This window comes from Clavibacter sp. AC415 (assembly GCF_979252985.1).
Map to the genome: position 1 here is coordinate 1 of NZ_CEEDAR010000016.1, position 18,265 is coordinate 18,265.

Annotated in this window: 8 protein-coding genes and 14 pseudogenes; all 22 read right to left on the bottom strand. The window is 74.3% G+C overall.

Features of this window, described 5'->3' with window-relative positions; genetic code table 11:
* Positions 1-102 precede the first annotated feature (102 nt).
* A pseudogene (locus ACZ411_RS07405) lies at positions 103-649 on the bottom strand (glutamate synthase subunit alpha); the annotation flags it as partial.
* A 107-nt stretch (positions 650-756) separates the two neighbouring features.
* Positions 757-1,777 (bottom strand): annotated as a pseudogene (gene lgt, locus ACZ411_RS07410) (prolipoprotein diacylglyceryl transferase); the annotation flags it as partial.
* Positions 1,778-2,023: 246 nt separating this feature from the next.
* Positions 2,024-2,571: pseudogene (trpA, locus tag ACZ411_RS07415) on the bottom strand (tryptophan synthase subunit alpha); the annotation flags it as partial.
* Between the two features lie 95 nt (positions 2,572-2,666).
* A pseudogene (trpB, locus tag ACZ411_RS07420) lies at positions 2,667-3,864 on the bottom strand (tryptophan synthase subunit beta); the annotation flags it as partial.
* Positions 3,861-4,624: pseudogene (gene trpC, locus ACZ411_RS07425) on the bottom strand (indole-3-glycerol phosphate synthase TrpC). The pseudogenes trpC and trpB, both read right to left, overlap by 4 nt.
* An 11-nt stretch (positions 4,625-4,635) precedes the next feature.
* Positions 4,636-4,872, bottom strand: a complete 237-nt coding sequence (locus ACZ411_RS07430; RefSeq protein WP_104289797.1) for a DUF6704 family protein — start codon at positions 4,870-4,872, stop codon at positions 4,636-4,638.
* A gap of 40 nt (positions 4,873-4,912) precedes the next feature.
* On the bottom strand, positions 4,913-5,263 hold the full coding sequence (locus ACZ411_RS07435) for a Trp biosynthesis-associated membrane protein (protein ID WP_464169643.1): 351 nt from the start codon (positions 5,261-5,263) through the stop codon (positions 4,913-4,915).
* Between the two features lie 73 nt (positions 5,264-5,336).
* A pseudogene (locus ACZ411_RS07440) lies at positions 5,337-5,636 on the bottom strand (Trp biosynthesis-associated membrane protein); the annotation flags it as partial.
* Entirely contained in the window at positions 5,636-7,192 is a 1,557-nt protein-coding gene (locus ACZ411_RS07445; protein WP_464169645.1) for an anthranilate synthase component I, read from the bottom strand. The pseudogene ACZ411_RS07440 and the gene ACZ411_RS07445, both read right to left, overlap by 1 nt.
* A pseudogene (gene hisI / locus ACZ411_RS07450) lies at positions 7,189-7,556 on the bottom strand (phosphoribosyl-AMP cyclohydrolase). The gene ACZ411_RS07445 and the pseudogene hisI overlap by 4 nt, the downstream one beginning before the upstream one ends.
* Positions 7,456-8,211 (bottom strand): HisA/HisF-related TIM barrel protein, encoded by a 756-nt coding sequence (locus ACZ411_RS07455; RefSeq protein ID WP_464170082.1) that lies wholly within the window; start codon positions 8,209-8,211, stop codon positions 7,456-7,458. The pseudogene hisI and the gene ACZ411_RS07455 overlap by 101 nt, the downstream one beginning before the upstream one ends.
* Positions 8,208-8,402: a hypothetical protein gene (locus ACZ411_RS07460; protein WP_464169647.1), complete on the bottom strand. Its 195-nt coding sequence runs from the start codon at positions 8,400-8,402 to the stop codon at positions 8,208-8,210. Before ACZ411_RS07460 ends, ACZ411_RS07455 begins: the two co-directional genes overlap by 4 nt.
* A gap of 2 nt (positions 8,403-8,404) precedes the next feature.
* Positions 8,405-9,238: pseudogene (hisG, locus tag ACZ411_RS07465) on the bottom strand (ATP phosphoribosyltransferase).
* Between the two features lie 132 nt (positions 9,239-9,370).
* A pseudogene (gene hisE / locus ACZ411_RS07470) lies at positions 9,371-9,454 on the bottom strand (phosphoribosyl-ATP diphosphatase); the annotation flags it as partial.
* Between the two features lie 189 nt (positions 9,455-9,643).
* Positions 9,644-10,013: pseudogene (locus tag ACZ411_RS07475) on the bottom strand (FKBP-type peptidyl-prolyl cis-trans isomerase).
* A gap of 71 nt (positions 10,014-10,084) precedes the next feature.
* Positions 10,085-10,749: pseudogene (gene rpe, locus ACZ411_RS07480) on the bottom strand (ribulose-phosphate 3-epimerase).
* Between the two features lie 11 nt (positions 10,750-10,760).
* Positions 10,761-12,255: pseudogene (locus tag ACZ411_RS07485) on the bottom strand (RsmB/NOP family class I SAM-dependent RNA methyltransferase).
* A gap of 16 nt (positions 12,256-12,271) precedes the next feature.
* Positions 12,272-13,175 (bottom strand): annotated as a pseudogene (fmt, locus tag ACZ411_RS07490) (methionyl-tRNA formyltransferase).
* Between the two features lie 112 nt (positions 13,176-13,287).
* Positions 13,288-15,284, bottom strand: a pseudogene (locus tag ACZ411_RS07495) (primosomal protein N').
* 123 nt (positions 15,285-15,407) lie between these two features.
* Complete coding sequence (gene metK / locus ACZ411_RS07500) at positions 15,408-16,619, bottom strand: methionine adenosyltransferase (protein WP_464169649.1); 1,212 nt, start codon at positions 16,617-16,619, stop codon at positions 15,408-15,410.
* Positions 16,620-16,660: 41 nt separating this feature from the next.
* Positions 16,661-17,878 (bottom strand): bifunctional phosphopantothenoylcysteine decarboxylase/phosphopantothenate--cysteine ligase CoaBC, encoded by a 1,218-nt coding sequence (coaBC, locus tag ACZ411_RS07505; protein ID WP_464169651.1) that lies wholly within the window; start codon positions 17,876-17,878, stop codon positions 16,661-16,663.
* Between the two features lie 77 nt (positions 17,879-17,955).
* On the bottom strand, positions 17,956-18,225 hold the full coding sequence (gene rpoZ, locus ACZ411_RS07510; RefSeq protein WP_012038467.1) for a DNA-directed RNA polymerase subunit omega: 270 nt from the start codon (positions 18,223-18,225) through the stop codon (positions 17,956-17,958).
* Positions 18,226-18,265: the final 40 nt, after the last annotated feature.

Below are 18,265 nucleotides of genomic sequence, written 5' to 3' on the forward strand. Positions count from 1 at the left end.
TGTTGTGTCCTGTACCTCGTTCAGTCCATGCCACGCCCGGATACTAACCGTTCCTCGTGCAGTGTCGATGTTTTCGCATTTATCGTGAAACGCTTTCGCGTTTTTCGTGCGCCGCTTCAGGCGGAAGGCAAGCCGTCGAGGGCGAGGCCCGCGGGACGGTCGGCGGGCTCCGCCGCGTCGGACGCCAGGAAGAGCTGGCGGAACGCCGGCATCGCCTTGCGCGCCAGGTTGCCGAGGTGGGACGGGTCGACGGGGACCTCGCGCCAGCCGAAGCGCAGCCGCTCGGCTCCCGCGATCCGCTCGATGCCCGCCTCGAGCTCCTCGCGCTCGGCGTCGTCGGTGGGCAGGAACGCCATGCCCACGACGTACTCCCCCATGGGCGGCAGGTCGAAGCCCGCGACGCCGCGGAGGAACTGGTCATATGCGTCATGATGCCCGCGCCGTCGCCCGTGCCCGCGTCGGAGCCGATGGCGCCGCGGTGCTCGAGGTTCCGCAGGGCGTCGAGCGCGTTGACGATGATGTCGTGGCCCGGGGTGCCGCGGGTGGCCACCATGGCCAGGCCGCACGCGTCCTTCTCGAAGGCGGGGTCGTACAGGCCCTGCTTCGCGGGGAACGCGCCGCCGGGAGGGGAGGTGGAGGAGAACGCCATGGGAACCGTCCTAGATGCACTGCGGAGGGACGTCGCTTGGCCCTGTGGGTGGGACCGCCTCGCTGAGCAGAACGCCGTAGCCGCGGTGCCCGCGCGGCTTGGGACTCGGCGCCGCGTCCGCTTTGGCCGGGGAGAGCGTGGGAGTCCGACCCGGTGGATGCCCGATCGGCGTCGCCGTCGGTGAAATCCGAATCCGTGTACACCGATGCTACCTCCCCGTCGCGACCCGCCTTCGCGCGCCGGGTTACGTCATCCGGGGTGCGGCCGGGCAGGTACGCGCTCGGCTCGCTGCCCACATGACGGCGGGTCTGCACGATGAAGAGCACCAGGCCGATCGCGACCGCGATGAACGCCGCCCACACGTTGGTGCGGATGCCGAGGATGATCTCGCTCGGATCGATCCGGATGGACTCGAACACCATGCGGCCGAGGCCGTACCACATGAGGTAGACGGCGAGGCCGCGACCCCACTGGAGGCGCACCGCGCGTCCGAGCAGGATGATGAGCAGCGCGCCCGCGACGTTCCACACGATCTCGTACAGGAACGTGGGGTGGAACAGGGTCCCCGCGGGGAGCCCGGCCGGGAAGGCGGCGTTGCCCGGGTCGACCTCGAGGCCCCACGGCAGCGTGGTGGGCGTGCCGAAGAGCTCCTGGTTGAAGTAGTTGCCCATGCGGCCCGCCGCCTGCGCCAGCAGGAGCCCGCGGGGCGAGGGCGTCCGCGAAGGTCCAGAAGCGGACGCCGGTCCACTTGGAGGCGAGCCACACGCCGACCGCGCCGCCGATGAGCGCGCCGAAGATGGCGATGCCGCCCTCCCAGACGTACAGGACCCGGAGCGGGTCCGCGCCCGCGAAGAAGTAGTCGCCGGGATGGGTGAGCACGTGGAACGCGCGCGCGCCGACGATGCCGAGCACGAGCGCGAGCAGCGTGAAGTCGATGACCGTGCCGGACTCGACGCCCCGTGCCACCAGGCGACGGTTGGTCAGCCAGGCGGCGATGAGGATGCCGACGAGGATGCACACCGCGTAGGCGTGGATGGCGAACGTGAGCGGCAGGTCGATGCCGAAGCCCTGGAGCCACGCCGTGACGTCGAACCGGGTGTCGGACGGATCCGGGCTGGGGATGCTCATCGGGGCGAACAACGGATGGCGCTCACTTTCGCAGATCGGCAGGCGCGGCGGGCGCCGGCCGGGGGCTAATGTAGCGCAGTTCCCGCGCCAGATCGGCCGCGGCCCGTGCGACGCCGGGCACGCCGCCGTCGGCGAGGGCCGCCACCGACGCCGATCCGACGATGGCGCCGTCCGCGTAGCCGAGGACCTCGCGCACCTGGTCTCCGTGGAGATGCCGATGCCCACGCAGGCGCTCGTGGAGCCGGCGTCGCGCAGGCGCGAGACGAGGCCGCGGGCAGCCTGGTCGACGTCCTGGCGTGCGCCCGTGATCCCCATGGTGGAGACGGCGTAGACGAACCCGCGGCTCCGCTCGACGGCCTGGTGCAGGCGGGCCTCGCTGAGGAGGACGGTGCTGCAGAGGAACACGCGGTCGAGGCCCGTGCGCTCCGACGCGGCGAGCCAGTCGGCGCCCTCGTCCGGGATGAGGTCGGGCGTGATGAGGCCGGCCCCGCCCGCCGCGACGATGTCGTCCGCGAACCGCTCCACGCCGTACTGCACGACGGGGTTCCAGTAGGTCATGAGCAGGACCGGGGCCTCGACGCGCTGCGTGATGGCGTGGAGCGCGTCGAAGCCGTCCCGGAGGCGGAAGCCCTGCGCGAGGGCGGTCTGCGTGGCGCGCTGGATGACGGGCCCGTCCATGACGGGGTCGCTGTAGGGCAGCCCAGCTCGATGACGTCGACGCCGTTCTCGACGAGCGCGACGGCGGCCTCGATGCTCGTGGCGACGTCGGGGAAGCCGACGGGCAGGTAGCCCACGGCGCCCGAGCCCTGCTCGAGTCGGACCGCGATGGCCCGCTCGACGGGGCTGCCGACCGGCGCTGCGGCGTGCGCGGCCGCGTTCGCGACTGCTCGCCGGCGTCGATGAGGTCGAAGTACGCGCCCGCGGTCTCCATGTCCTTGTCGCCGCGACCGCTGAGGTTGATCAGGATGATCGCGTCCGGTCCGAGCTCCTTGCCGAGCTCGAGCGCTCCCGCGAGGGCGTGCGCCGACTCGATCGCCGGGATGATGCCCTCGGTGCGGCTGAGCAGACGGAGCGCGCTCATCGCCTGGTCGTCCGTCACCAGCGGGTCGGAGGCCCGGCCGAGGTCCGACAGCCACGAGTGCTCGGGACCGACGCCGGGGTGGTCGAGCCCCGCTGAGATCGAGTGCGAGTCGATGGTCTGGCCGTCCTCGTCCTGGAGCAGGTAGCTGCGGGCGCCGTGGAGCATGCCGGGGCGGCCCTTCGTGATGGTGGCCGCCGTGCGCGGGGTGTCCGCGCCGTCGCCTCCCGCCTCGAAGCCGTAGAGCGCGACGTCCGCGTCGTCGAGGAAGGCGTGGAAGATGCCGATGGCGTTCGACCCCGCCGCCGACGCGCGCGGCGACGGCGTCGGGAAGCCGGCCGGTGAGGGCGAGCACCTGCTCGCGCGCCTCCTCGCCGATGATCTTGTGCAGGTCGCGGACCATGGCCGGGAACGGGTGCGGGCCCGCGACCGTGCCGAAGACGTAGTTGGTGGTCTCGACGTTGGTGACCCAGTCGCGCATGGCGTCGTTGATGGCGTCCTTGAGCGTCCGGGAGCCGGAGCGCACGGGGACGACCTCGGCGCCGAGCAGCCGCATGCGCGCGACGTTGAGCGCCTGGCGCTCCGTGTCGACCTCGCCCATGTAGATGACGCAGTCGAGCCCGAAGAGCGCCGCCGCCGTGGCGGTGGCGACGCCGTGCTGGCCCGCTCCCGTCTCGGCGATGATGCGCTTCTTGCCGATCTTCTTCGTCAGCAGCGCCTGACCCAGCACGTTGTTGATCTTGTGCGAGCCCGTGTGGTTCAGGTCCTCGCGCTTGGAGTCATGCGGGCCCCGCCGGCGTGCTCGGCGAAGCGCGGCACCTCGGTGATGAGCGACGGCCGGCCGGTGTAGGTGCGGTGCAGCTCCTGGAGCTCCGCGATGAAGGACGGGTCGACCTTCAGCTCCTCCCACGCCTCCGACAGCTCGTCGAGGGCGGCGACGAGGACTCGGGACGTAGCGCCCGCCGAATTCGCCGAAGTACGGCCCGGTCTCGCTGCGCAGGTCGGTCATGAGCGGATCTCCCGGAACTCGGTCAGCGTGCGGACGGGATCGCCCGTGACGAGGGCCTCGCCCACGAGCACGACGTCGGCGCCCGCGCGGCGGTAGTGGGCCACGTCGTCAGCAGCTTCACGGCCGACTCGGCGATGCGGACGACGCCGGCCGGGATGGAGTCGGCCAGGCGGCCGAAGAGGTCGCGGTCGAGCTCGAAGGTGGACAGGTCGCGGGCGTTGACGCCGACGACCTGCGCACCGAGGTCAAGCGCGCGCGACACCTCGTCCGCGGAGTGCGTCTCGACGAGGGCGGTCATGCCGAGCTCGCCGATGAGGGAGTGCAGCTCCACGAGGGTCGGCTGGTCGAGCGCGGCCACGATGAGGAGGACGAGGTCGGCGCCCGAGGCGCGGGCCTCGAGGACCTGGTAGGCCTCGCCGATGAAGTCCTTGCGGAGCACGGGGATGGAGACCGTGTCGCGCACCTGCTCGAGGTCGTGCAGCGAGCCGCCGAAGCGGCGTCCCTCGGTGAGGACGCTGATGGCGCTGGCGCCGCCGGTCTCGTAGCGGGAGGCGAGCAGCGCGGGATCCGGGATCTCCGCGAGCGCGCCGCGGGAGGGGCTCGAGCGCTTGACCTCCGCGATGATCTTCACGCGGTCGGCCAGTGCCAGGGCGCCGAGGGCGTCGAGGGCTGCGGGACGCGCGAGCGCGGCGGCCTCGACGTCGGCCAGGGGACGGAGCTCGCGACGCGCCGCCGCGTCCTCGAGGGCGCCGGCGAGCAGGTCGCCGACGTCTAGGAGTGCGCCTTCGTGGGCGCGGTGCGGTGGCCGCCCACCCCGAAGCCCATCTTCTTCATGACGCCGCCGGTGATCCAGCCGAGGATGGCGAGGACGGCGGAGGCCCAGACCACGGGCTCGATGGCGAACCAGAACGCGATGGTGCCGACGCTGAACGCGACGAGCATGATGACGACAGCGGTCCAGGCCGCCGGCGAGTTGCCGTGGCCGGGTTCTGCGGACTCGGTGGACATGCGTGCTCCTCGTGGGTCGTACGGTCGGGATGTTCAGAGTCTACCGGTCGGCGTCGGGGTGGACGCCGGGTGCGGGGGGCACGGCGGGGGCCGTGCCGTCCGCCTCGCGACGGCCGTCGCCGCCCTCCGCGACCGAGCCCGCCGGGGAGGCGTCGTCCGGGTCGCCGGGCTCGCGGCGCGTGGGGTCCGCGCCGCCGCTCAGGCTGTCCCACGCGGCGACGGGATCCTCTCGCGGGACGATCCTGCGGGCGGGTCCGGCGTCGGGCGCGTCGTACCGGGAGCGGCCGGTCGGCCAGCGGGGGCCGGTGACGGCGACGAGGATCCCGACGAGCGCCGAGGCGACGCCGGCCGCGAGGGTGAACGGCCCCCAGGGGGTGGTGGTCCAGCCCACGACGAGGTCGGCGACGGGCGCGGAGCCCGGCGACGCCCGTGACCGTCGTGACGGCGGCCTCGCCGGCCTGGACGGGACCCGACACCGCGGCGAGGGCGGTCAGCGCGACGGTCGCGCCGATGAGCGCCTGGAGCACGCCGAGCACGACCCGCAGCCCGCGACCCGCGATGGCGAGGGCGCCCGCGAGGGCGAGGCTCGACAGGGCGAGGGCGCTGAGCGCCGGCGCGGCCACGCTGCCCGCCACGGGCACCAGCGCCGGCGCCTGACCGCCGATGCGGAGCGTCGACCAGTCCTGCGACCAGCCGGAACGTGGCGGCATCGTGGCCAGGACGAGCAGGAGGGCGAGGCCCTTCGTGCGGCGCGTGACGCGCATCAGCGCACGCGCCGCATGGCCTCGGCGACGGCGACCGCGCGCAGCGGGGCCGCGGCCTTGTTCTGCGACTCGAGGTACTCGGCGTCGGGGTCGGAGTCGGCCACCATGCCGCCGCCGGCCTGCACGTGCGCGACGCCGCCGACGATGGTGGCGGTGCGGATCGCGATGGCCAGGTCCGCGTCGCCCGCGAAGTCGAAGTCACCCACCACTCCCCCGTAGACGCCGCGCTGGGCGGGCTCGAGCTCGTCGATGATCTGCAGGGCGCGCGGCTTGGGGGCGGCTGCCGAGAGCGTGCCCGCCGGGAACATCACCCGGAACACGTCGATGCTCGAGACGCCGGGCCGCAGCGTGCCCTCCACCGAGCTGACCAGGTGCATGATGTGGCTGAAGCGCTCCACGCGCATGAACTCGGTGACCTCCACCGACCCCGGGGCGCAGGCCTTCAGCATGTCGTTGCGCGCGAGGTCGACCAGCATGAGGTGCTCGGCGCGCTCCTTCGGGTCGGCGAGGAGCGACTCCTCGTGGGCCACGTCCTCCTCGACGGTGCCGCCGCGGGGTCGGGAGCCGGCGATGGGGTGCATGTAGACGTGGTCGTCGGTGACGGTCACGAGGGCCTCGGGCGACGAGCCGATGGAGTACGGCACGCCGTCGGCGTCCTCCAGCGTCAGCAGGTACATGTACGGGCTCGGATTGAGCACCCGGAGGAGGATGCGGTACACGTCGATGGGATCGGCCGTGGTCGGCTGGTCGAAGCGCTGCGAGACCACGACCTGGAAGACGTCGCCCTCGTGGATGTGGTGCTTGCTGCGGGCGATGGCCGCGTGGAAGTCCTCGGGAGCGGTGCGCAGCGTCGCCGACGGCTGCGCGTCGTCGACCTCCGCGAGGAATTCTTCCGCGGGGCGCGCGAGGTCGGCCTGCATGCGGTCGAGGCGCGCCTGCGCGTCCGTCCACATGGCGTCCTCGTCGTCGACGCCGTCGTTGAGGGCCGTCGCCACGAGGGTCACGGTGCCGCGCCGGTGGTCGAGGACCGCGAGCTCCGACACGAAGCTCAGGGCCTGGCCCGGCACCGGCACCTCGGCGGGCGGGCGGTCGGGCAGGCGCTCGATCTGGCGCACGGCCTCCCAGCCGATGAAGCCGACGAGCCCGCCGGTCAGCGGCGGCAGGCCCGGGATCCGCGGGGTCTCCCACCGCGCGTACAGGGCGGCGAGTGCGGCCAGCGGGCCGTCCGGGGCGTCGTCGCCGAGCGCACGGGACGCGTCGAGCCCGTAGTCGAGCCAGCGCGCCTCGTCGCCCTGCTGGGTGAGCACCCCGAAGGACGAGACCCCGACGAAGGAGAACCGGGTCCAGATGCCGCCCTGGCCCGCGGACTCGAGCAGGAAGCTGCCCGGTCGTCCGGCGGTGAGCTTGCGGTGGACGCCGACGGGCGTCTCGCCGTCCGCGAACACCTCGCGGAGGACCGGGATGACCCGGTGGTCGGCGGCGAGGGCGTGGAAGCCCGCGCGCGTCGTGGTCCCGGGAGCGGCGGCGGACGCGGGGCCCGGAGCGTTCGAGATCATGCGTCGTGCCCTTCGTCGGAGGTGGGACGCGCGCCCGCGACGGGGTGCAGGTGGTCGGCGTCGAAGCACGTGCGCGTGCCGGTGTGGCAGGCCACCCCGACCTGGTCGACCTGGACGAGCACGGTGTCCCCGTCGCAGTCGAGGGCGGCGTCCCGCACGAACTGGGCGTGCCCGGAGCGTGTCGCCCTTCCGCCAGTACTCCCGGCGGGAGCGCGACCAAGAAGAACGTGACGCGGCCGCTGGTGAGCGTGCGGCGGAGGGCCTCACGGTCCATGTAGCCGAGCATCAGCACCTCGCGGGTGTCGTGCTGCTGGATGACCGCGGGCAGGAGTCCGTCGTCCGCGAACGCGGCGCGGGCGAGGATCCCGTCGACGTCCGGGCCCGCAGGGGCGCTGCTCGTCGTGCCGCTCATCGGACCACCTGACCGGCGTCCCGCAGGGCGCCCTTGACGTCGCCGATGGTGAACCGGCGGGAGTGGAAGACGCTCGCGGCCAGCACGGCGTCGGCTCCCGCGCGGATGGCGGGGGCGAAGTGGTCGAGCTCCCCGCGCCGCCCGAGGCGATCACGGGCACGCGGCTCGCGGCGCGCATCGCGGCCACCAGCTCGAGGTCGAAGCCGTCACGGTTCTCGGCGTCGATGGAGTTGACGAGGAGCTCGCCCGCGCCGCGCTCCACGGCCTCGCGCGCCCATGCGACGGCGTCGATCGTCGTGCGCGTGCGGCCGCCGTGCGTGGTGACGACGAAGCCCCCGGACGCCGTGTCCCCGCGCGTCACGTCCAGGGAGAGGACGCAGACCTGCGCGCCGAAGCGGTGCGCGATATTTCCAGCAGTTCGGCGATGGCGGCGCTGTTGACGCCGATCTTGTCGGCGCCGCTCGCCCAGGAGGCGCGCCACGTCGTCGGCGCTGCGGACGCCCCCGCCCACCGTGAGCGGGATGAAGACCTGCTCCGCCGTCGCGCTCACGACGTCGTACATGGTCGAGCGGTCCTCGACCGTGGCCGTGACGTCGAGGAAGGTCAGCTCGTCGGCGCCCTGCTCGTAGTAGAGGCGCGCGAGCTCGACGGGGTGTAGCCCGCGTCCTGCAGGTCGAGGAAGTTGACGCCCTTGACGACGCGGCCGGCGGCGACGTCGAGGCACGGGATGACGCGGACCGCGAGGCGGCCCGGGTCGGAGGCGGCGACGGCCGGCGGGCCCGCGGCGGTGTCGGCCACGGTCAGATCCTGGCGGCGTGGATGGGGCTGACGAGGATGGCGCGCGCGCCCACCTCGTGCAGGCGGTCCATGATCTGGTTCGTGTCGTCGCGCGGAACCATCGAGCGCACCGCAACCCACGCGGGGTCCTGCAGCGGCGAGATGGTGGGCGACTCGATGCCCGGCGTGATGGCCGTGGCCGCGTCGAGCAGGTCGAGCGGGACGTCGTAGTCCATGAGCACGTACCGGCGCGCCACCAGCACGCCCTCGAGGCGGCGCCAGGAGGGTCGCGGCCCTCGGCTTCTCCTCGGCGCCCGAGATGAGGACCGCGGTGGCGGATCACGGGGCCGAAGATCTCCAGGCCCGCCTTCCGCAGGGTGGTGCCGGTCTCGACGACGTCGGCGATGGCGTCGGCGACCCCGAGCTGGATCGCGGACTCGACCGCGCCGTCCAGGCGGATGAGCGTCGCCTCGACGCCGTGCTCGCGGAGGAACCCGCCGACGAGCACGGGGTCTTCGTGGCGATGCGGACGCCCGCGAGGTCCTGGAGGTCGGCGAAGCGGCCGACGGGGCCCGCGAAGCGGAACGTCGACCCCGCGAACCCGAGCTCCGCGGTCTCCGTGGCGTCCGAGGACGAGTCGATGAGGAGGTCCCGGCCCGTGATGCCGACGTCGAGCGCGCCGGATCCGACGTAGGTGGCGATGTCGCGCGGGCGGAGGTAGAGGACTCGACGTCGTTGCGCGCGTCGAGGACGTAGAGCTCCTTCGGGTCGCGGCGGCCGGCGTATCCGGCCTCGGCGAGCATCTGGGCGGCGGTCTCGGCGAGCGAGCCCTTGTTGGGCACGGCGACACGGAGCATGGGGATCACTTCTTCCGGGGTGGGGGTCGACGGGTGACGGGGCGCGTCACAGATGTCGGCCGACGTCCTCCAGGGTGAGCCCGCGGGCGATCTCATGACCTGCACGTGGTACAGCAGCTGGGAGATCTCCTCGGCCGCGCGGTCGTCGGACTCGTGCTCCGCGGCCATCCAGACCTCGGCGGCCTCCTCGACGACCTTCTTGCCGATCGCGTGCACGCCGCCGTCGAGCTCGCGGACGGTGCCCGGTTCCCCTCGGGCCGCTCGGCGGCGATCCGGGTCAGCTCGCCGAACAGGTCATCGAAGGTCTTCACGGGACAAGGGTACAGGCGCGGGCGGTGGCCCCCGGACGACGACGGGAGGCCGGGAGCGCGATGCTCCCGGCCTCCCGGTGGTGGTGCGACGGTGCTAGCCGACGCCCTGCAGGTCGATCACGAAGATCAGGGTGCGGCCGGACAGGCGGTGTCCGCCGCCGGCGGGGGCCGTAGGCGAGCTCCGGCGGCACGACGAGCTGGCGGCGTCCGCCGACCTTCATGCCGGGGATGCCCTGCTGCCAGCCGGCGATGAGGCTGCGGAGGGGGAAGCGCACGGACTGGCCGCGACTCCACGAGGAGTCGAACTCCTCGCCGGACTCGAAGTCGACGCCGAGGTAGTGGACGTCGACGGTGTCGCCGGGCTGGGCCTCGGGGCCGTCGCCCACGGTGACGTCGGAGATGGTGAGCTCTGCGGGGGCCGGGCCGTCGACGGGCTCGACCTCGGGCTTCTGGATGTCGGTCATGGATCCAGTCAAGCAGATCCGCGGACCAGGTCCATCAGGGCCCCGGGCGTCGCGCCGGTGCGCGCGACGCGTCAGTGCACGTGGGCCTCGGCGGCCCGGCGCAGCTCCCGGATGGCGGACTCCGGGTCGCCCCCGCGGAAGACGCCCGATCCCGAGACGAAGGTGTCGGCGCCCGCCTCCGCGGCGCGCCCGATGGTCTCGACGTCGATGCCGCCGTCCACCTGCAGCCACACGTCGAGGCCGGAGTCGCGGAGACGGGAGCGGAGAGCGCAGACTCGGCATGGTCTCCGGCATGAACGACTGGCCGCCGAAGCCGGGCTCCACCGTCATCACGAGCACCTGGTCGAACTCGTGCAGCAGGTCGAGGTAGTCGTCGACCGGTGTGCCGGGCTTCAGCGCGATGCCCGCGCGCGCGCCGATGTCGCGCAGCCGCCGGGCGAGCGCCACGGGCTCGCGGGTCGCCTCCGCGTGGAACGTGCTGGACGCTCGCGGCGCCCGCCTCGGCGTAGCCCGGGGCCCAGCGGTCGACGTCATCGATCATCAGGTGGATGTCGAGCGGGACCGGCGTGACCTGCTGGAGGCGCTCGACCATCGGGAGCCCGAACGTGAGGTTCGGCACGAAGTGGTTGTCCATGATGTCGACGTGCACGAGGTCGGCGGTCGCGAGGCGCTGGATCTCGCGCTCCAGGTTCGCGAAGTCGGCGGACAGGATGCTCGGTTCGATGCGGACGGGCATGCTCCCGACCCCTACCGGCGGGTCAGCGGCGCGATGAACATGGCGTCCGTGCCGTGCCGGTGCGGCCACAGCTGGACGCTCGATGCGCGATCGGCGCCCTCCTCGAGCGGCGGGAGCTCGAGGTCCGCCGTCCGCCACCTCGGCGAGCACGGCGCGCGTGTCGAGCGCCGACACGTCCGGGTGGCGCTGGAGCGCCGCCTGCACGACGGCGCGGGTCTCCGCGAGGTGCGGCGAGCACGTGACGTAGGCGAGGATCCCGCCCGGGGCCAGCGCCCCGATCGCCGCGTCGACGAGGGCCGTCTGGAGGACGCCGAGGCCCGCCACGTCGCGCGGGGACTTGCCGCCAGCGCGCCTCGGGCCGGCGGCGCAGGGCGCCGAGGCCGCTGCAGGGGGCGTCGAGGAGGATCCGGTCGAACGCGCCCGGGTGGCTCTCGCCGACCGTCGTGCCGTCGAGCTCCCACACCTCGGTGTCGCCGGGGACCGCGCGGAGTGCGTCGCGGACGAGACCCGCGCGGGCGGGCGCCGAGCTCGTTCGCGGTGAGCAGCGCACCCGCGCGCCCCGCCTCCGCCGCGAGCAGGGCCGCCTTGCCGCCGGGACCGGCGCACAGGTCGAGCCAGCGCTCGCCGGGGCGGACGGGACGGGCGCGGCTCAGCGCGAGGGCGGCGAGCTGGGAGCCCTCGTCCTGCACGCGGACGCGGCCCTCGGCCACGCCCGGCGCGTCCATCGGGTCGCCGCCCTCGAGGTACGCGCCGACGGGCGAGAACGCCGCGGGCTGCTCGTGCGTCTCCTCCACCGTCGCGAGCCCGGGGAGCGCGACCAGGCTGACGGCGGGCGCCCGGTTGTCGGCCCGCAGCAGGTCCTCGAGCTCGTCGGCCCGGCCCTCGCGGGCGAGCGCCTGGCGGAGGGCGCGGAGGACCCACAGCGGATGCGAGTGCTCGAGCGCGAGCCGCTCGTCGGCGCTCGCGGCGCTGGCGAGGACGCGCTCCCGCCAGGCGTCGGGCTCGGAGCGCGTGACGGTGCGCAGCACGCCGTTGACGAAGCCGGTCGCCGACCGGGATGCCGACCGCGCGGGCCATGTCGACGCCCTCGTTCACGGCCGCGTGCGTCGCGACGCGCATGCTGAGCAGCTGGTGCACCGAGAGGCGCAGCACGTCGAGGATGGGCGCGTCGATCGCCGTGACGGGGCGGCTGCCGCCGCGAGCTCGATCACGCGGTCGTAGTAGCCGGACATGCGCAGGGTGCCGTACGCGAGCTCCGTGGCGAGCGCGGCGTCCTGGGCGCTGAGCGCAGCACGGCGGATCCGGACGGGCAGCAGCAGGTTCGCGTACGCGTCCGACTCGCGCACGGCGCTCACGACCTCGTAGGCGACGCGGCGGGCGGGGCTGACGGTGGACGGGCCGGCGGAGGCGTCGCGCTCGCGGCGGCCGGTCCTCCGGGCGGCGGCGGTCGCCGGCGGGGCGGCGGCCCCCCGGGCGGCGGGAGCTGGATCCGGTGCTGTCGCTCATCCTGCGGTGACGTCCTTCATCTCGTGACGCCGCGCCACCAGTCGGCGGCGGGCATGGGGCTCTTCCCCCGCGGGCTGCACCTGGATGAGCTCGACGGGGTGGCTGGCGGTGCCGACGGCGACGCGGCCGTCGACGGACGCGATGCGCCCGGGCTCGAGCGGCGCTCCGTCGCGCAGGGCGGCGGCCCGATGGACCTTGAGCCGCACGTCGTCCACGGACGTGTGCGCGCCGGGCTCCGGCGTGACGCCGCGGATGCGCGCCAGGACCTCGTCGGCGGGACGTGCCCAGTCGATGCGGCCGTCGTCGATGGTGGTCTTGGGCGCGAGCGTCGGCTCGCCCTCCTGCGGCAGGGCCCGGGCCGTGCCGGCGGCGATCGCGTCGACCGTGCGCCCCAGGAGGCCGGCACCCTGCACCGCGAGGGCGTCGAGCACGTGGCCGGCCGTCTCGTGGTCGCCCGTGGGCCGCTCCTCGCGGGCAGACGCCCCGGCCCGGTGTCCATGCCGCGCTCGAGCTGGAAGACGCTCGCGCCGGTGACGCGCTCCCCCGCCATGATCGAGCGCTGCACGGGGGCGGCGCCGCGCCAGCGGGGCAGGTAGCGAGAAGTGCAGGTTGATCCAGCCGTGCGCGGGCGTGGAGAGGAGCGGCTCGCGCACCAGGCCCCCGTACGCGACGATGACGCCCAGGTCGGCCGCGACGGCGGCGATCCGGGCGGTCGCCTCCTCGTCGAGGCGGTTCGTGCGGAGCGTCGGGATGCCCCGGCGCTCCGCCTCCGCGGCGACCGGCGACGGGGTGAGCACGCGCTTGCGGCCGAACGGGGCGTCCGCGCGCGTGACGACGAGGGCGACCTCGTGACCGGACGTGGCGAGCAGCTGGAGCGAGGGCACCGCCGCGAGGGGCGTGCCGGCGAAGACGAGTCTCATGCGGATCCCTCCCGGGGACGGCGTGCAGGGCGAGCGGAGAAGGCGGGGACGGGCGGGCGGGCGGCTGCCGGGGCGGCGGCGCCGCGGGAACGGGCGGCCCGGCAGACGGGCGTCAGAACAGCCCCGTGTCGTCGAACCGTACACGGAGGGGGACCGTGGGCCGGAACCCGGTGCGGCCGGCGACGGGCTTCCGGCGGCTGGAGGCGTTGCGCACGACGGCCGCGCGGAGCTCCCGCGCCGCGTCCGGCCCGCTCGCGTAGTCGAGCCGGACGATGGCCCGCACCCGCCCCTGCTCGGTGGGAGCGGGCCCCAGCACGTCGACCCCCGGGATCCCGGCGAGCCGCTCGACGGCCGTGCCGACCGCGTCGGGCAGGCCCTCCACGCTCGCCGCGCGCACCGCGGGCGGGAAGCGCAGCGCCCGGCGCTCGAGCAGCTCCTCGCGCGCGTACCGGGGCTGCTGCCAGGTGGCGAGGGCGCGGGCGACCTGGCCGCCGACGCCCACGAGCATGACGGGCGCGCGGGGCGCCGCGAGGGCGGCCGCGTTCGACCACTGCCGGAGCACGTCCTCCCCCACCCGCAGGCTCTCCCGGGCGAGCATCCGCTCCCCGTCGAGGAGGAGCACGGCGCGGTACCCGCCGGCGGCGACGGGCTCGGCGCCGCGCGTGGCGACGACCAGGCGCGACTCGCCGTCGACCTCCTGCACGTGGCGCTCGCCGTCGGCCAGCACCACCTGCACGCCGGGGAACGCGCGGCCGAGCTCCTCGGCGGTGCGGCCGGCGCCGATGGTGACGAGCCGCAGCTCGTCCGACCCGCAGTTCGCGCACCGCCAGTCGCCCGCGAGGTGCCCGCACCAGCCGCAGGTGGGCGTGCTCGTCGCGGTCGACATGCCGAGCGGTCCGGTGCAGACGGTGCAGCGGGCGGCCTGGCGGCACGCGCGGCACGCCACGAGCGGCGCGTACCCGGGGCGCGCGACCTGGATGAGGACCGGACCGTGCTCGACGGCGTCCTTCGCCGCGCGCCAGGCCCCGGACGGGATGCGCGCCTGCCGGGCGAAGCCCTCGTCGCCCGTCTGCGAGGTGGTCGGGATGACGCGCGGGGTGCGGTTGACGGAGGGCGACACGCTGTCGAGGTAGCCGATGGCGACGAGCCGCTCGACCTCGGTGCTCCGGGAGTGCGCGAGCAGCACGAGCGCGGTCGCCTGCTGCCGGCTGCGGAGGAGCGCCACGTCGCGGGCGTGCGCGTACGGGCTGAGGGGCTCCGCGTGCAGCGGGTCGCCCTCGTCCCACAGGGCGATGAGGCCGAGGCCCGGTGCGGGGGCGTAGACCGCCGAGCGGTTGCCGACCACGATGCGGGGCGCGTCGCCGAGGCCGGCGAGGAACGCGCGGTAGCGGTCGGGGCCGGACTGGCGGGCATCGGTGCGGAGCACCGATCCCGCGGGAGCGTGCACGGCGAGGGCCAGCTCCAGCTGGTCCTGGTCGCGGTAGTCGGGGACCACGAGGACGCTGCTGCGGCCGGACGCGAGCACGCGGGCGGCGGCCTGCGCGAGCGTGACGGCCCAGCGGCCCGCCCACGCGCCGCCCGGCAGCTCGACGACCTCGGGGATCGCGTCGACCGCCACGCGGCCGGACCCGTCGACCGCGGCCGCGAGGCCCTCGGGCGCGTACCCGTCGACGGGCGGGAGCGCGCGAGCGGCGGGTTCGGCGGCGGCGGGCTCGGCGTCGGCGTGCGCGGAGACCGCCGCGGCATCCGCGTCGGCGGACGACGCCGCGAGTGCCGCCAGGTGCGCCTTCTCCACGCGGACCTGCCGGGCGGCACGGCCAGGCGGATCACGTCGGACGCGGAACCCGCCTGCCGGTCCGCGACCTCGCGCGCGAGCGTCCAGATCTCCGGCCGGAGGACGGGCAGCGGCGACACGACGGCCTCGACCTCGCTGAGCGCGCCGTCGTATCCCTGGCCGTCTCCCACCTCGACGACGTAGCCGTCGGCGACCCGCCCCGCGGAGCGCAGCGGCACCCGCACGCGGACGCCGGGCACGCACTCGGCCCGCAGCGCCTCCGGCACGGCGTAGTCGAACAGCCGGTCGAGCTGCGGCAGGGGCGAGTCGACCATGACGCGGACGACGGGCGGTCGCCCACCGTCCGCGGCGCCGGCCGTGTCCGGCGACCCCGCGGTCACCGGGCGACCCCGGTCACGCCGCCGTCGGGACGGCCGGCGATGACCCGAGCGCGCGCGTCAGAGGCCCGCGGCGCTCTGCAGGTCGGCGACACGGTCGAGCGCCTCCCAGGTGAAGTCGGGCAGCTCGCGGCCGAAGTGGCCGTAGGCGGCGGTCTGCGCGTAGATGGGTCGCAGCAGGTCGAGCTGCTCGACGATCGCGGCGGGCCGCAGGTCGAAGGTCTCGCGGATGGCGCGGACGATGCGCTCCTCGGGCACGTGCGCGGTGCCGAACGTCTCGACGTAGAGGCCGACGGGCGCGGCCTTGCCGATGGCGTAGGCGACCTGCACCTCGAGGCGGTCGGCGAGGCCCGCGGCGACCGCGTTCTTCGCGACCCAGCGCATGGCGTACGCGGCGCTGCGGTCGACCTTCGACGGGTCCTTGCCGCTGAACGCGCCGCCGCCGTGCCGGCTGAAGCCGCCGTAGGTGTCGACGATGATCTTCCGGCCGGTGAGCCCCGCGTCGCCCTTCGGCCCGCCGATCTCGAACTTGCCCGTGGGGTTGATGAGCATCGTCGCGTCGCGCGAGTCGAGCTCGATGCCGATCTCGGCAGCCTGCGCGAGCACAGGCCGGATGACGTGCTCCTCGACCTCGCGGCGGAGGTCGTCCTGCGAGACCTGCGGGCCGTGCTGCGTGGAGAGCACGACGGTGTCGACCGTGCGCGGGACGAGCCCGTCGTAGCCGATGGTGACCTGCGTCTTGCCGTCCGGGCGGAGGTACGCCAGCTCACCGGAGTGGCGGACGGCGGCCAGGCGCTCGGCGAGGCGGTGCGCGAGGTAGATGGGCAGGGGCAGGAACACGGGGGTGTCGCGCGAGGCGTACCCGAACATGAGGCCCTGGTCGCCGGCGCCCTGCAGGTCGCGGGCGTCGGTGGACGCGGATCCGGAGCGGGACTCGTAGGAGCGGTCGACGCCCTGCGCGATGTCGGGCGACTGCGCGCCGATGGACACGGTGACGCCGCAGTTGCTGCCGTCGAACCCGACCTCGGACGAGTCGTAGCCGATGTCGCGGATGCGGTCGCGCACGATCTGCGGGATGTCGACGTAGCCGGAGGTGGTGACCTCGCCGGCGACGTGCACGAGACCCGTGGTGACGAGGGTCTCGACGGCCGCGCGGCTCGTCGGATCCTGCGCGAGGAGGGCGTCGAGGATGCTGTCCGAGATCTGGTCGCAGATCTTGTCGGGGTGGCCTTCGGTGACGGACTCGGAGGTGAACAGGCGCAGGTCGGTCACGTTCGGGGCCTCCAGGGGATCGTGTGGTCGCCCGCCGGTCGCTACCGCGGCCCCGGCGGACCCACTACGTCGAGAATTCGATGGGCCACCTGCTCCTTGGAGCCGGAGGCCTCCGCCAGTGTATCGCCGGTCCTCGCGAGCACCGTGACCGCGTTGCCCTCCGTGGCGAACCCCTCGGTCCAGCCGACCCGGTTGAGGACGAGCAGGTCGCAGCCCTTGCGCTGGAGCTTCGCCCGGCCGATGCGGAGGAGCTCCGCGGGGTCCTGCTCGGTCTCGGCCGCGAAGCCCACGACGACCCGGTGCGAGCCGTCGGCGCGGGGCGCACGGGCGTCGGCGGCGAGCCGCTGCAGGATGTCCGGGTTCCGCACCAGCTCGACGGAGAGGGCGTCGCCCGCCTCCTCCTTCTTGATCTTGCCCGCGGAGACGGCAGCGGGACGGTAGTCGGCGACGGCGGCGGCCATGACGACGACGTCGGCGTCGGCCGCCTCGCGTACCATCGCCTCCTCGAGCTCGAGGGCGGTCGACACGGGCACGACGCGGACGCCGGTCGGCGCGGGCACCTCGAGGTGCGCCGCGACGAGGACGACATCGGCGCCGCGGTCGCGCGCGGCGGCCGCGAGGGCCGTGCCCTGGCGTCCGGAGGAGCGGTTGCCGAGGAAGCGCACGGGATCCAGCGGCTCGCGGGTGCCGCCCGCGGAGACGACGACGCGACGGCCCTCCAGGTCGCGGCCGCCCGGGCGGACGGCGGCGAGGGCCGCGGCGAGCACGTCCTCGACCTCGGCCATGCGGCCGGGTCCCGAGTCGGTGCCCGTGAGCCGGCCCGACGTCGGGCCGACGAGCGTCGTGCCGCGGGAGCGCAGGATGGCGGCGTTGGCCTGCGTCGCCGGGTGCTGCCACATCTCGGTGTGCATCGCCGGGGCGACGACGAGGGGCGCGCGGCTCGCGAGGATGGTGGTGCCGAGCAGGTCGTCCGAGAGGCCGAGGGCCATGGACGCCAGCGTGTGCGCGGTGGCCGGCGCCACGACGATGAGGTCGGCCTTCTGGCCGAGCGCCACGTGGCGGACCTCGGAGACCCCGTCGTACAGGTCGCTCGTCACGGGGTTGCGGCTGACGGCCTCGAGGGTGGGCTTGCCGACGAAGCGCAGCGCCGCCTCGGTGGGCACGACGTGCACGTCGTGCCCGAGGAGCACGAGGCCGCGGACGACGCCGACGGCCTTGTAGGCCGCGATGCCGCCGGTGATGCCCACGACGACCATCACGCGGCGGCGCTCCGGATGCGGATGGCGGGGAGCGCGTGCGGCGGACGGTCGGCGGGGGTCATCCGGGTGGGCGGCGGCTAGGAGGCCGCGGGCTCCACGATGGGGGTGGCGACGAGCTTGTCCTCGTTGATCTCGTGCATGGCGACCGAGAGGGGCTTGTCGTCGATGGTGGAGTCGACGAGCGGTCCGACGTTGTCGAACAGGCTGCCCTCGTGCAGGTCGGCGTAGTAGTCGTTGATCTGACGGGCCCGCTTGGAGGCGAAGATCACGAGCGCGTACTTCGAGTCGACCTTCGAGAGGAGCTCGTCGATGGGCGGGTCGATGATGCCCTGGGTCTTGTCAACCATGGATGTGCCGCTTCCTCATTGCATGGACGAAGGCCGTACG